This window comes from Stenotrophomonas sp. CASM106 (genome assembly GCF_049384825.1).
Lineage (GTDB): Bacteria > Pseudomonadota > Gammaproteobacteria > Xanthomonadales > Xanthomonadaceae > Stenotrophomonas > Stenotrophomonas muris.
On the sequence record NZ_JBMRFS010000010.1, the window covers coordinates 43836 to 58551 of the forward strand.

General features: G+C 64.8%; 9 protein-coding genes. All 9 read right to left on the minus strand.

The annotated features are described in order from the left end of the window. Positions 1–8: 8 nt before the first annotated feature. Complete coding sequence (locus tag VG556_RS18790) at positions 9–4613, minus strand: ESPR-type extended signal peptide-containing protein (RefSeq protein WP_100450551.1); 4605 nt, start codon at positions 4611–4613, stop codon at positions 9–11. 62 nt (positions 4614–4675) lie between these two features. Then, the gene (locus tag VG556_RS18795; RefSeq protein ID WP_100450552.1) at positions 4676–5383 is read right to left on the minus strand and encodes a pilus assembly protein; all 708 of its coding nucleotides are present in this window, start codon (positions 5381–5383) and stop codon (positions 4676–4678) included. An 18-nt stretch (positions 5384–5401) separates the two neighbouring features. Next, positions 5402–6535, minus strand: coding sequence for a CfaE/CblD family pilus tip adhesin (locus VG556_RS18800; protein WP_032962169.1), 1134 nt, complete (start codon positions 6533–6535; stop codon positions 5402–5404). After that, the gene (locus VG556_RS18805) at positions 6532–9261 is read right to left on the minus strand and encodes a TcfC E-set like domain-containing protein (RefSeq protein WP_100450553.1); all 2730 of its coding nucleotides are present in this window, start codon (positions 9259–9261) and stop codon (positions 6532–6534) included. The genes VG556_RS18800 and VG556_RS18805 overlap by 4 nt, the downstream gene beginning before the upstream one ends. A gap of 60 nt (positions 9262–9321) precedes the next feature. Next, positions 9322–9819 (minus strand): CS1 type fimbrial major subunit, encoded by a 498-nt coding sequence (locus VG556_RS18810; RefSeq protein WP_032956081.1) that lies wholly within the window; start codon positions 9817–9819, stop codon positions 9322–9324. A 460-nt stretch (positions 9820–10279) separates the two neighbouring features. Beyond that, a complete protein-coding gene (locus VG556_RS18815; RefSeq protein ID WP_100450554.1) occupies positions 10280–11344 on the minus strand; it encodes a hypothetical protein in 1065 nt (354 codons plus the stop codon). A 414-nt stretch (positions 11345–11758) separates the two neighbouring features. Next, complete coding sequence (locus VG556_RS18820; protein WP_014648268.1) at positions 11759–13036, minus strand: citrate synthase; 1278 nt, start codon at positions 13034–13036, stop codon at positions 11759–11761. 296 nt (positions 13037–13332) lie between these two features. Next, positions 13333–13575 (minus strand): type B 50S ribosomal protein L31, encoded by a 243-nt coding sequence (locus VG556_RS18825; RefSeq protein WP_010484049.1) that lies wholly within the window; start codon positions 13573–13575, stop codon positions 13333–13335. 88 nt (positions 13576–13663) lie between these two features. Next, on the minus strand, positions 13664–14602 hold the full coding sequence (locus VG556_RS18830; protein WP_100450555.1) for a nucleoside hydrolase: 939 nt from the start codon (positions 14600–14602) through the stop codon (positions 13664–13666). Positions 14603–14716 lie beyond the last annotated feature (114 nt).

A 14716-nucleotide genomic window follows, 5' to 3' on the forward strand; every position in this document is an offset into this window, starting at 1 on the left:
TGCACGGCTTACCAGCCGATGCCCACGCCGACGCCCATGCTGCGCTCACCGCTGTTGGTGAACGCACCATTGAGGCTGAAGGTGGCCGAACCCTTCTCGTTCAGCACGCGCTGGTAGCCCACCGCCATCGCCGACTCACCCTCGCTGTAACCCACGCCCGCACCCAGGCGGTTGTAGGTGGCCAGGCCGGCGGTATTCATCGCCATCGCACTCTGTGCGCTGCTCATCGCCGCCATGCGGTTGAAGCGCTTGTCCATCTTGTCCAGGCGGCGTTCGAAGGTGCTGATCGCACCATCGGTGTACTCGTTGGCCCGGGCCAGCATCTTTTCCAGGTCGGCGGTATCGACCTGCGGCTTGGGCGTGTTGTCCTGCTTCGGCTTCGGCTGCGGCGTGGGCTTGTCACCTTCACCGGTCGAGGCGATCTGCGGCGAGCCGTTGGTTTCCGGTGCCGGCGCGATGTCTTCGGTGGACGGCGAAGGCGTGGATGCTGCCGCCATGGCGCGGGCCTGCGGCTGACCGTCGATGCGCTGCTCCAGCCCATCCATGCGGCCGTTGATCTGCTGCTGCATCGAATGCAGCTGGCCACCGTTGACCGCATCGCGGCTGCCGGCCGCGATCAGGCCGTTGGCCACGTTGGAGATGACCATGCCGTTGGCACCGGCCAGTGTGAGCTGATGGGTACCATCTGCGCGGACCGAGGGGCTTTCCTGGAACACGGAGCGGAGCTGGGATTCGACCTGGTTCACGCGCGAGGTGGTGCTGACGACTGCGCCGTCGAGCGCTTCCAATGCGCCGTTGAGGGTGGATTGGGACTGGCCTTGGACATTGAAGCTGGGACCGACGATGTTGCCATTGGTATCGACTTCGCCGCCGAGTGCGGACAATGCGCCGCGCAGCTGGCCGACGGTGGCGGCATTATGGTTGGCGGTGCCGTTGGCGATGTTTACGAGGCGGCGCTTCGTACCAACACTGCCAAACGACACAACCCCCGCCTCGGCTGCATAAGAGCTGGTTCCGAGCGCTATAGAACCATGTGCCCCGGGTTCGACTCTCGAACCAGCACCAAACGCTATGGCTCCGATTGCACCAGGCTCGCCGGCCCTACCAACCTCAGCTCCAGTTCCGATGGCAAAGCTGGAATCTGAGCCTTGGTAGACAGTGGACGCCCGTCCGATGGCAATTGAGTTTTTGCCCATTGCCTCAGTGAATGTTCCAATTGCCGTGCCCCCCTCAATGCCCGTCTTTGCCAAGTTTCCAATGGCGAGACCACCCGGACCAGCCTGAGCACCGCCATACTCAGGAGCCGTACCCACACTGACGTACTGGCTGATGCCTTCCATGGCCGAAACACGGCTGTTGGTCTCATAGAGCTGACTTCCGCGAACAACGTCCGAGCTGTCAGCCGACAGCTTCGCCTCGGCCACGCCAGTCAAACGTGCACCGCCAAAGTCGATTGGACCGCTCGCATCCAATCCACGCATGGCCTGCTCACCTATCTCCCGCTCCTTACGCATCGCCTCCAGATCATTCCGATTTTGCGAGATCTTCTGTTCTGCGGCGTACAACTGACTGCCGGTTACGGCATCACGGCTTCCCGCCGCCACTCGGCCGTCAGCCAGGTTGGTCAGCACCATGCCATTCACGCCATTCAGCGCGACCTGGTTCATGCCGTCGGCACGGGCCGAAGGTGATTTCTGGAAGATCGAACTCAGCTGGCCTTCCACCTTGTCCGCGCGACGGTCTGCGGTGACGACGGCGCCATCGAGTGCCATCAGTGCGTCCTCGACGGTGTTCTGCGTGCCACCCTGCATCGTGTAGGTCGGGGCGATGATGTTGCCGCTGGCGTCCATGCCTGCGCCGCCGCCGAGGGTGGCTAGGGAGTCCTTGAGCTGAGAGACGGTGGTGGCGTTGTGGTCGGCGGTGCCTCGGGCGATGTTTACAAGGCGGCGCTGCATACCACTGTTTCCGAACGATGCAACTCCGGCTTCATTTGCCTGAGCGCTGCTTCCGAGTGCCAGCGAGCCATGGGCTCCACTCCCGATCTTTGCGCCCGCACCAATAGCAACACCGCCATCTGCTCCACCGCCCGCTGCCCCCACCTCAGCACCGGCCCCCATTGCAAAGCCACTCTCGGATTGCTCAAAAACGGTTGCCCCTCTACCAATCGCAGTCGAACTCCTGCCCATTGCCCTGGCTCGAGTACCAACCGCAGTTCCACTTTCAGAACCTGTCTTGGCTGAGTTACCGATAGCGACCCCTCCTGCCCCCGCTGCAGCAGGCTCACTGATGGGCGCCACGCCAATACTCAGGAACTGACTAACCCCTTCCAGAACTGAGATCCGTGAATTGCTTGAATACAACTGCTTCCCAGAGACTGCTTCGGCGCTGCTGGCGCTCAATATCGCGTCCGCTACACCACTGATCTTCCGATTGACATTGGCACTGTTGCGCACGTCCAACGTCGTGCCGCGGTTCTGCTCACCCAGGCGGACAATCCCCGTGGCCGAAACCTGCCCGACGAGCCCACCCAATACGGTAGCTTCAGCCAAGGCCTTGGTGGCATCAACCTGTGCGGCATTGGCCGTTGCCTGCGCGCCGTTCGCAGCATTCTGTGCAGTCGTTACCCGGCCGTTGGTTTCATTCAACTGCTTGCCCGTAATGGCCTCGGTACTGCTGCTGCTGACAGCGCCATCCGCAAGGTTGACGATCTTGCGCTTGATACTGGAGCTGCCGACCGAGACCTGATTGATGCCGGTGGTCTGGGAGCCGTTGCCCAGAGCGACACTTCCCGTGTGCGATGCCAGGGCGCGGTCGCCCAACGCAACGGCACTTTCGGCACCCGCCTTTGCAAGATTGCCAAGCGCCGTCGAATACAAGGCCGATGCGGCGGCCTCCCGGCCAATGGCGACGGCCTGATTGCCGCTCGCATCTGCCTTGTAGCCCAGCGCGGCGGCATGGGTCGCCGCGGCCGTCGCATCATTGCCTACGGCCACGGCGCGATCACCCACCGCCGAAGCACGCAGGCCTGCCGCCACCGCGCCATTGCCACCGCGCGTTGCAGCACCGAGAGCAACTGCACCGGTGGCAGCGCTCTTGTCGCCGTTGGCGTCGACACCGGCCCGAGCATCTGCACCAACTGCGATGCTGTTGGTGTTGTAGGCCTTCGCCGAGCGCCCCATCGCTACGCTGGCGGTGCTTCCGCTCCCTTCCGCCTCTGCCGCCAGCCCGATAGCCGGGGCGGATGCGTTCAGGCGCGCGGCTGCCGCGTCTGCGACGCGCTGTGCATCTGCCAGCTTGGTGTTGGTGGCATTCAACTGCTTGCCTGACACAGCATCGGTGCTGGACGTACTCAGCGTGGCATCCGCCACGCCCGTGATCTTGCGATTGGCGCTGGCACTGTTGCGGACGTCCAGTGCGGTGCCGCTGTTGCTTGCGCCTATACGGATATTTCCCGAAGCAGACGTCTGGCTCAGAAGGCCGGAGAGCGTATTGGCCTTTGCCAGCGCACTGTCGGCATTGGACTTGGCGGAGTCGGCGACGGACCGTGCGGCCGTTACATTGGTGTTGGTGGCATTGAGCTGCTTGCCAGACACAGCATCCGTACTCGTCGTGCTTAGCGTGGCATCCGCCACGCCCGTGATCCTGCGATTGGCGCTGGCGCTGTTGCGGACGTCCAGCACGGTTCCGCTGTTACTTGCACCTAGGCGAACGTTCCCCGAGGCAGACGTCTGGCTCAGGAGGCCGGAAAGCATATTGGCTTTCGACAAGGCATTGTCCGCATTGGACTTCGCCGTATCGGCAACAGTCCTGGCCGCCCTGGCGGTCGAGTAAGCCGAATCCGCTGTGCTTCGCGCCGATGCTACATTCTGATTGGTTTCATACAGCTGACCACCGGTGACCGCGTCCGCACTACCGTAGGAAATGTTGCCTGATGCGACATTCACGATCCTTCGTTTAATGCTGTTGCTTCCCACCGATACTGTGTTGCTTCCGTTGGCTACCGAGTTGGCACCAATGGCCACCGCATTCGATGCGGTGGCCGAGGCGCCGCTTCCAAGGGCGACAGCATTCTCGGCGCGAGCCGTTGAGCTGTTCCCCAAAGCGGTTGCGCCAATGTAATCGGCAAACGCTCTCGTCCCGATGGCAATGCTGTGACCACCATTTGCGCCAGTACGCGACATATAGCCGATGGCGACGCTGTCGACGTCGGAGGTTGTAGAGTGGTAGCCGAACGCGACACTGTTACGCTTCTCGACTCGCGCACCTTGACCGAACGCGAACGAGTAACTTCCGTACATTCTGGACCCCGCACCGATCGCCATCGAGTTCGTCACATCCAAACCCATGTCAGCATAGCCTGTCGACATGCGAGGGTCCCACGAACCTATGAATGGAATGCAATGCCGGATGTTCCCGTTGTCACCCGAACAACCGACATCGAGACCCGCATTCGCGCTGCCCGCCGCACCGGCCAGTGCGATGAAGACAATCAGTGCGGTCCCGCGACGATGAATCAAGGCGCTTCGTGGCTTTCCACGCGCTGCTACCAGCTCGCCCACGACCACCCAACACTGCTTTGCATTGCTCCAGATACGACGATAGATATGATTCATGCTCTTTTCCTTAACAGGACATCGAAAATGAGGCCCCGCGAACAGCGCGGGGCCAGGAACGATCAGGCGCTTGGCGCCAGTGTGGTTACGTGCTCGCGGTAGCCGTCCTTGGACAGGCGGTAATGCAGCTGCACGGTGTTGCCCGGCTGAGGCTGGAACGGCAGCTTCAGCTCCGCGTCCGGGTACAGGCTTTTGGCAAAGTCGTGGGTGGTACAGGCACCACTGGCGCTGCACTCGGCCAGTCCGGTGATGCCGACCCGCAAGGTCCCCACGTTGCGCAGGGTGTCGCCCTGCAGTTGCAGATCCACGCTGCCGTTGGTGGGCAGCACGTTCACCAGCGCGCCCCAGACCAGGCTGACGCCGACGTTGGCCTGTGCCGCCTGCTCGTCACCCTCGAGCAGAGTCCCGTCCGGTCCCCTGACACCCTCGAAGTAGACGCGGTAGGCCACTTCCTTCTCCACGCCGCGTAGCGGAATCACCCGGATCAGGCGATTGCCTCCGCCACTGAGTGCGAACTTCCCAGGGGTGATGGCGACCGCGGCGTCGGCCGCCTCCATTTCCACCTCTTCCTCGCCAACCTGCGCAGGATTCGCGATGCGCAACAGGCGTGCCTGCACGTACTGCGGCTGGGTGGAGTGCGAGTAGACGCGGATCTGCGTACCGCGCTTGCCATCGACGGCCGCGCGCATCGGATGGATGGAGAGGTTGGCATGCGCCGGCGGGGCCAGCAGCGCGCTCAGCGGCAACAGACAGAACAGCAGCTTCTTCATGATGAGGCTCCGTGGGGATCAGGGTTTGGCAGTCGGCACGCGCAGCTCTACCGTCAGCTCGCCGTCGTAGAGACCGGGCCGCTTGCTGGCGATGGGCGTAGGCGGCGTTTCCAGCACCAGCGGCGTGGGCACGCAGTACACGGGTTGATTGATGCCCGGCAGCATCACCAGGCGCAGCTGCGCGCTGTCGATGCCGCGCAGCAGCTGTTCCTCGCCGTGTTTCATGGCCAGCAGGTTTCCGCCGTATTTCAGGCCAACCTGGTAGTCCAGGCGCTGGGTGTCATCGCTGCCGCCATCCCCGTGCCAGACCGCATAGTCACGCCCTGGTGGTGGCCGTGGACCGCTGTCGCGCACGGTGACGCCAAGGAACTCGCTCTGCGAGCCCACGCCGTCGTACAGGCACATGTCCACTTCCTTGTAGCCGCCGACCATCTTGCGGATGGGGTCGTAGCGCAGGTCCATGTTGACCAGCGGTGCGATGCCGTCGAAGCCCGGGAAGTAGATCGAGATCGCGTCGTAGTCGGTGACGGTGAAGTCGAAGTTGAAGGTGGCTGTGGCGACGGGTGCTGCGGCGGGGTCGGCCTTGATTTTTAGGCGCATTGTGGCTCTCCAGTGACCAGCGACGAGACGCGTCAGCTCGGATGATGGAAATACGAGCTGGGAACCTGTACCGATTGGCTGATCGCTACCACAGGTGTAATAGAACGCTTCATGGAGCGCCCGCTGATTTCTGTCCCAATAATCTGGGTTACAACTCCAATCACTCAGGACTCTCTGAAGGCTCCCGAGCACCCGAAGCTCCGTGCGCAGGCCTGTCCGGCTCTCCACAAGCCGCAGGACAATTTCGGACGGTCCGCTAACTATCGATGAATCTCCTTCCGTCGCGCATCGCCCAAACTCACTATCAGAAGCAGACCCACAAACCACATGGATCTGCCCATACTTGAACGCCAGATCGTGACTGAACCCCAGCACCGTCCGCGGCGCCCACAGCTCCACATCACCCGGCACCGCCGAGCGATCCCAGCTCATCACGATGTCCCGGCTCTGGTCCGTCGGATGCGTCTCCGGCGGCCACTGCGCCCACGCCCGTGGCATCACCAGCACCAGCGCACACACCAGCATCAACACACACATCCAACGCCGGCTCATGGCGTACCTCCTGCAGCAGCGGTCTGGGGCGTGGCGGCGATCAACGCGCGTTCCTGCAGCAGGCGGGTCACGCGGGCCTGCTGGCGGATCTCGGGCGGCAGCTGGGCCACGGCCAGCGGCTCGCAGTGCACGGCGCCGACCAGCAGCACCACCTGGCGGCGCTCACGCACCTGCAGCGGGCAATGCAGCAGGCGGTCGTCCTGCAGCAGGTACAGCGTTGTTTCGCGGCGCGGAAAATCGGCGACGAAGCTGCCGTTGGCGCTGGTGCCGGGCACCGGCGCATTGAGGATGCGGGCGCCGCCCAGCGGCGACCCCGCAAGGTCCTTGGCATTGCCGATGAAGGTGTAGGTCACTTCAATCGGCACCGGCATGCGCATCAGCTTGCCGGGGGTGAGGAACATCGGTCGTGCACCGCCCACGCCGGTCACGCGGATCGCGGCGATGCTGTCCAGCGTGCTGGCGTCCTGCACTTCGGCGCGCTGCGACTGATAGGCCTGCAGCGGCAGCAGCCGGCGCTCGCCGATCTGCAGACGCTGTCGGCGCAGCCCACCCACCTGCAATTCCGCGGCCACGCCATGCAGGTCGGCATCGTCGAAACCGTCCACCTGCACGGCCAGGCCGGCCTCGGCACCGTTGGCACCGCTCCAGAAGAAACCACGACGGCCCAGTGCGAAGCCGGAGCTGTGGCTGCCGCTGTAGCCGGTCTCGCCACGCCCGCGCTGCTGATAGTGCGCGATGCTGGCGGCGGTGTTGCCGATGCCGTTCTGCAGCTGGCCGCTCAGCGACGCGCTGTAACGGTCAGTGTTGTTGGCGCGCAGTTCGGCATTCAGCTCCCGATAGTGCGTGTCCCGGTCCTGGCGCAGGCTCTGGCCCACGCTGTAGTCGATGGCCGGGCGCTGACGCTGCGGCTGGCGCACGTCCACCGCGTAGCGGCGCTGGCCGCTGCTGTCATGGTTACGCTGCAGGCGGGTCAGGCTCAGGTTGAAGTAGATGCCACGGTCACGCTCGTTGCTGCCGCGCACGCTGTCGGTGCTGCGCTGCTGCCATAGCCCCACGCGCGTGGACACGCTGAAGTCCTGCCAGCGGTGGCTGCGGCTGAAGCTGGCCTGCCAGGTCCGGCTCAGCACGGGCTCGCGGCGCGGCTCCAGCGGACCGGGCGGCAGCAAGGGATCCAGCCCGAACAACGGGTCCTGCTCGAATTCAGGCCGATGCCAGCCGGTGCGCCAGGTCTGGCGCCGGGTGTAGCCCACGTAGACGTTGCCGCCGGCCAGCGGCAGCGATACCGAGCCGCTGAGTGAGTTGGTGCAGCCCAGCTGGTCGCGTGCATCGGCCTCGAACTGGCAGGCCTTGCCGCGCATGCGCTGCTGGTAAAGATTCCACGACGCCTTGCGCCGGTATGACAGTTGGTGCTGCTGACCATTGCTGCCATCGCTTCCACGCATGCCGCTGAGCGAGGCGCGCATTTCCTGGGTGGCCAGCACGCGGCGCAGGTCCAGGCGCAGCTCGCCGTAGCTGTGGCCGCCGAGGTTGGCGGCGCCCGCGGTAAGTGCGGCATCGCGGCCCAGCGGCACGCGCACGCCGGCCATTGCCACGCTTTCTCCATCGAAACGGTCGCTACGGCGCTCGTTGCGACGGCCACCCTGCACGAACCACTGCCACTGGCTGTTGGTCCAGTCGCCGCCTTTGTCGAACGGCGCCTCCTCGGTGCGCACCAGTACACCATCTTCGTAGATGCGCATGCGCACCAGGTAGTTGCCGAAGGGGAAATTGCGGGTGTCGATCTGGTTGATGCCGGCCTGCAGGTAGAAGGTCTGCAGCAGGCGCTCACCGTCGAACACATCGACGCGTGCATCGCGCGCCAGCAGCACGGTCAGCGGCGTGGCCTGCACGGCCGCGTCGGTGTCCACATAGGCCTGGGTGGTGCCCACGCGTGCGCCCTGGAAACGGTCCAGCGGCAGCATGCTGAAACTGAAGGTGCCGCCCTGCGGGCTGGACAGGTTGCGGCGGTCCATGCGCCCGGCCTGCAGGTAATGCGCTTGGCCCAGGTCATGGCGGTAATAGACGTTGTCGAACTGGAAGTCGTCGTTGCTGCCACGGCTGCGGTAGCGCTGCTGGGTGTAGTACCAGTCGGCGGACAGGTGGCCGCGATCAAACAGGCCCAGCGTGCCCACGCCGCGCGCGGACAGTGCCTGATAATCGCGACCACCGCTCACATTGAGCGTCTGCTGGTGCAGGAAGGCGTTCTCGGCGTTGGCCGTGACCGTGTGGTAACGCTCCGCTGCCGGCTCGCCGGGAATCCACTGCCGCGCCACGAACAGGCGCACCGCGCCCTCGCCCTCGTCGTACAGCGCGCGTGCCGCGGTGGGCTCTTCGGGCGGGTCCAGATAGCCGCACCCCGCCGTGGCGCCACCAAAACGGCAGGCCAGATGGCTGTTGCGCGGCAACGGTTGCGACAGCGCCGGTAGCAACGCGGCCTGTGCTTCGGCAGGCAGGGCCAGCGCCTGCAGCACGCGCGCGGGGTCTTCCAGCTGCACGTGTTCCAGGGTCACGCGTACCGGCGACAGCCCGGCCGAGCGGCCGAACAGCTGGATGTCGAGTTGTTCGGTCTGGCCTTCGACCAGATCCTCGAAGCCGGCGGGGACGCCGTGGGCCGCTACCGAGGGAGCAGCCAGCGCCAGGGCGAGCGCGACCGCCAGCCGGGTAACGGCGGGGGCATGTGGGGTCATGGGGGGTACCGCTGGAGTAGCGGCCGGCCCGGAGTGCGGGCCGGCGCGGGAAGCCGTGGATCAGGGCTTCTGGTTCATGACGATGTAGACCATGCCTTCGTAGCGGCCGTTGACCGTAAGCGGGCCACCGGCACCCGCCTGGGCGATGGTCAGGGGCATCGAGATGGAGGCACCCGGCGTCGAGCTGGCGCCGTTGAACAGGTCAGCCGCCTTGAACTCGGTGACCGCAGTGGTCAGCGCGTCGGTATTCAGGCTGACGGCCAGCGGCACGCGCGTGGCGCCATTGAGCAGCACCGGATCGTGGCGGAGGCGCACCTCGATGTCCGCGGTTTCGTCATTGGAATGGATGCGCACCTGCTGCGTCGACGGCAGCAGGCCACGCAGCGGATCGTGGGTCAGCTGCACGGTGTCCGGCAGCGGGGTGCCATCGTCGCGCAGCAGCGCCAGGGTCGGGTCGACGTCGGCGTAGACGGTGATCTTGGTTTCCAGCGCGTGCGCGGACAGCGAAGCAGTAGCCAGCGCTGCAGCGAGCGCGGCCTTCTTGATAATGGCGTGCATGGTTGTCTCTCTCGGACAAGGGGGAATTTGAAAGCTCCCCTCCCCAAGGAGAAAAGGGAGGGAAGCGCCGCCCGCGGGGATGGGTGCGGGCGACGGAGAGAATGTTAGAAATCCATTGCCATGCAGGCCATTCAAGCATTCCTAAAACGTTGAACGTTAAGGAGAATTTTTGAAGGCGCTCTATGTTTGAGGGTTATGCAATTTCCCTCACTGCTTGAATGCAATAAACCTCATTGCATTGCGTTTGTAGAGTCGGGCATGGCTCGACTCTACTGTGGGGCATCCACGCGTGGCGTGGATCTGCGGGATGGCATCAGGCCGCCTTTCGGCGGCCTGATGACACGGCGCGGTGGTGCGCGATCAGAAGAAGATCGCGTACAGGATCAGCAGCGGAATCGGCACGCCCAGCAACCAGAGCAGAATCATCTTCATGGCAGGTCTCCTTGCATGGAAGGGTGGATTACAGGTCGCGGCGGCGGCCGCCCCAGGTGGCGCTGAGGCTGGCGAAGAACGCACCGATCAGCAGGGTGATGAACAGCCACAACGCGGCATAGGCGGTCGCCTTTCGCGCATCGTCGGCAGCCTGCTTGGCGGTATTCCTGGCCTTCTGCAGCGCTGCACGCATGCGCGTCTGCACATCGGTCACGCGGGCCTGCGCTTCAGCCGGGCTCATCCCGGTCTCGCGCGCGATCAGCTGTGACAGGTACTGGGTATCGGCCGGATCCAGGCCTTCCCCCTGCAGGCTGTTGACGATGATGTGGTTCACTTCGGCACGCACTTCGCGGCGATCGCCGATCGGACCGTTGCCCGGCGCCGGTCGCGGCGGCGGGGCCATGCGCGCGTCGCGCGGACCGGCGCCCGCTGCCGGCGGTGGCGCGGCATCCGGGTCCATCGGTGCGCCCGGCGGCGGCGCTGCGGGATCGGCCGGCCCTGCGTGGGTCGTGCTGCGGAACAGCGCATCCACCCAATAGTCGAGGTCGCCTTCCGGTGCAGCCGCCACAGCGCCGCTGGCACCGGCTGCAGCCACGCCGACGGTGGACGCAGCGGCACCGGCAGTGGCGCCGGCCACCTTTGCGCCCGCACCCAGCACGCCACCGATGGCCGACGTCAGCAGGCCCGCGGTCAGCAGCGTGGCCACCGCCCACGACACGAAGCCGTGCGCGGTGTCGCGGAAGTAGGTTTCGTCGCCGTGGATCTGCGTCCACTTGGTACGCAGGCGACCCGCCAGATAGCCACCCAGGCCGGAAGCGGCCAGTGCGGTGAAGGTGAGCCAGGCGATGCTGGACCAGCCGAAGGTTTCCTTGCTGACGCCTTCGAACGACCAGGGCGACACCGACGACAACCCCAGGCCCACGCCGAGGATCAGCAGGATGAGAGAGAGCGCAGCGGCGGCGGCGGCGCCAGCGAAGATGGCTCCCCACGACACCGCGCTTTCGCTGGCGGGCGGAACGATGGGGGCAGTGACGACAGCGGCGACGTCAGTGCCGAGCGGGCCGCGCTCGGGTGGGTCGAATCGGGTACTCATCGGATGGACGCTCCATTTCAGGTGCTGCGAATGCAGCTGGCGTCCTGAGGCTGCGCGAGCGCTTGTGAAGCTGGTGAGACCCCTGAATCACGCGGTCTTGGCGCGTTGAAGAGCGTGCCAACCAAGGTTGGCACCTACCAAAGGCGGGAACGCGGTAAATCCATGCCACGCGTGGATGGGGGAGCGTGCCAACCAAGGTTGGCACCTACCAAGGCGGGAACGCGGTAAATCCATGCCACGCGTGGATGGGGAGCGTGCCAACCAGGGGCGGGAACAAGTGGATCCACGCCATGCGTGGATGGTTTTTTGCGAGTGTCGAAAGCGTGCCAACCCAAGTTGGCACCCACCAGGGCGGCAGAAAAAAAAAACGCCCCGCGCATGCGGGGCGTTCTCGGCACAACCTACGCGGGGCGATCAGCCCTGGTAGTCGCGCACGTCGCTGCCGGTGTAGACCTGACGCGGACGGCCGATCTTCATTTCCGGATCGACCTGCTGTTCCAGCCAATGCGAGACCCAGCCGGAGGTACGGCCCAGGGCGAACATGACGGTGAACATTTCGGTCGGGATCTGCAGCGCCTTGTAGATGATGCCGCTGTAGAAATCGACGTTCGGGTACAGCTTGCGCGCGACGAAGTACTCGTCCTGCAGCGCGGCCTGTTCCAGCTTCACGGCCACGTCCAGCAGCGGATCCTGCACGCCCAGCTGCTTGAGCACCTTGCTGGTCATCTCGCCGATGACCTTGGCGCGCGGGTCGAAGTTCTTGTAGACGCGGTGGCCGAAGCCCATCAGGCGGAAGCCGGAGGTCTTGTCCTTGGCCTTGACCACGGCGGACTCGACGTTGTCGGCGCTGCCGATCTCTTCCAGCATCTTCAGCACGGCTTCGTTGGCACCGCCGTGGGCCGGACCCCACAGCGCGGTGACGCCCGCGGCGACCGACGCGTACGGGTTGGCACCGGTCGAACCGACCAGGCGCACGGTCGAGGTCGAGGCGTTCTGCTCGTGGTCGGCGTGCAGGATGAACAGCAGGTCCAACGCCTTGACCACATCCGGGTTCAGATCGTACTGGCCGTCAGCCGACTCGAAGGTCTGCTTCAGGAAGCGGCTGACGTAGTCCAGCGACGTGTCCGGCTTGTTGGCCGGCAGGCCCTTGCCATGGCGGTAGATCAGCGCCGACAGGGTCGGCACCTTGGCGATCAGGCGCACGGCGGCCTGGCGGCGCTGTTCGGCGTCGGACAGGTCCAGCGCGTCGTGGTAGATGGCCGACAGCTGCGCGATCGCAGCAGCCAGGATGGCCATCGGGTGGGCGTCCTTGGCGAAGCTGCCGATCAGGGTGTTGATCGAGTCGTCGACATTGGCTTCGGCAGTCAGCTCATCGGTGAAGGCCTTCAGCTGCTCGGCGCTCGGGCGCTCGCCGTTGATCAGCAGGTAGGCCACTTCGACGTAGCTCGACTTTTCCGACAGCTGCTCGATCGGGTAGCCGCGATACAGCAGCACGCCCTTGTCGCCGTCGATGTAAGTGATGGCGGACTTGCAGCTGGCCGTCGCGGTGAAGCCGGAATCGTAGGTGAAAAACCCCGTTTCCTTGGTCAGCTTCGCGATGTCGACGCAGTCGTTGCCAAGGGTGGGTTTGATGACGGGCAGAACGACGGACTTATCGCCGGCGTTGAGCGTGACCTGATCAAGATCGGACACTGTGTGCGCTCCTTCATGGGAAGGCGCCTGCCCAAGCGCATTGGTCAGGCACGTGAATGACGTCCTCGGCCTGTGCCGGGGATCATGCCATTATCGCACAGCAGCATTTGCCCGGCGCTAGACAGAAGTCGTAGACGGCAGGCGGCCAGAACCCGGCCAGCAAGCGGCCCGGATCGGCAAAAGCGTTGTCACACGAACGCAGTGTTCTGTCCATCCAAACGCCCGTTGGGTAGGCGTTGGGGAAAAACAAACGGCCGCGCAGAGCGCGGCCGTCGGTTCGAAGCTGGATCGACAGATCAGCGCGCGTAGCGCTTCTGGAACTTGTCGATACGGCCCGAGGTGTCGATGACCTTGTGCTTGCCCGTGTAGAACGGGTGCGAAGCCGAGGAAATTTCAACCTTCACCAGCGGGTAGTCGTTGCCGTCTTCCCACTTGATGGTTTCCTTCGTCGCCATGGTCGAGCGGGTCAGGATCTTGAAATCGGAGGTGACGTCATGGAAGACGACGTCGCGGTAGTTCGGATGGATATCGGCCTTCATGGGCTCACACCGTAAATGGGCTGGTGGTCAAGAGCGGCATTATAAGCACCGGTTGCCGCCCGGGGCAACCGGTGCCGGTCAATCGGCTTCAGTCCGCGCCCAGGGCCTGGCGTACCAGGGCCTCGAAACGCTGCTGGTCGTAGGCCATCAGCAGATCGCAGTTGTCCGGCTGGCCGGTCTGGCGGTTCCAGTCGACGATGGTGGCGCCGCGGCTGAACGTGCCATTCAGCTCCACGTTCAGCGGACGCGACTCGACCCGCAGCTGCCCTTCCGGGTTCAGTGCCCAGGCCATGGCAACCGCGTCGGCGGTGTACCAGCGGCCGCCCTTGCTGTCTTCGGACAGGCCCCGGGTCTTGCGCGAAATCAGCTCGTAGAAGCGGGCGCGATCGGAATCGGCCTGCAGCCATTTCTCGGCTTCTTCCAGTGGCAGGCCGTGGGCGACGGTGGCCTCCCAGTCCGACACCAGCAGATGCTTGAACGAGGTGAACACCACATGCGCCGCTTCCGGATCGAAGGCGATGTTGAATTCGGCCGCCGGGGTGATGTTGCCGTGGCAGGTGACCGCGCCGCCCATCACCACGATGCGCTTGATGCGCTGGGGCAGGGTCGGGTCCAGCTTCAGTGCCAGCGCGAGGTTGGTCAGCGGGCCAAGCATCACCAGCATCAGTTCGCCGGCATGCGCGTGCGACAGGCGCAGGATGGCCAGCGCAGCATGCTCGGCTTCGGCCTGGCGGCTCGGCGGCGGCAGGTCCACGTCGCCATAGCCATCACGGCCATGCACGTGGGCAGCGTCTACGGAAGGATGCAGCAGCGGATCCGGGCTGCCGGCAAACACCGGCACGTCGGTGCGGCCGACGATGTCGCAGAGCTTGATGGCGTTGCGGACGGTGTACTGCAGGCCGACATTGCCGGCGGCGATGGTCAGGGCGACCACGTCATGCCGTTCATCGGCAAAGGCCATCAGCAGGGCCAGGGCGTCGTCCACACCGGGGTCGGTGTCGATCAACAGGGGGATCTTGTGGGTCATCGTTGCCGTCTTCAGATCGGCAACGAAGTGTGGACCGGGATGATGACCGTTGCAAGTATGGGGGGCGGCAGGGCTGCGACCTGCACCCGCGGTAGTGCCGGCCGCTGGCCGACA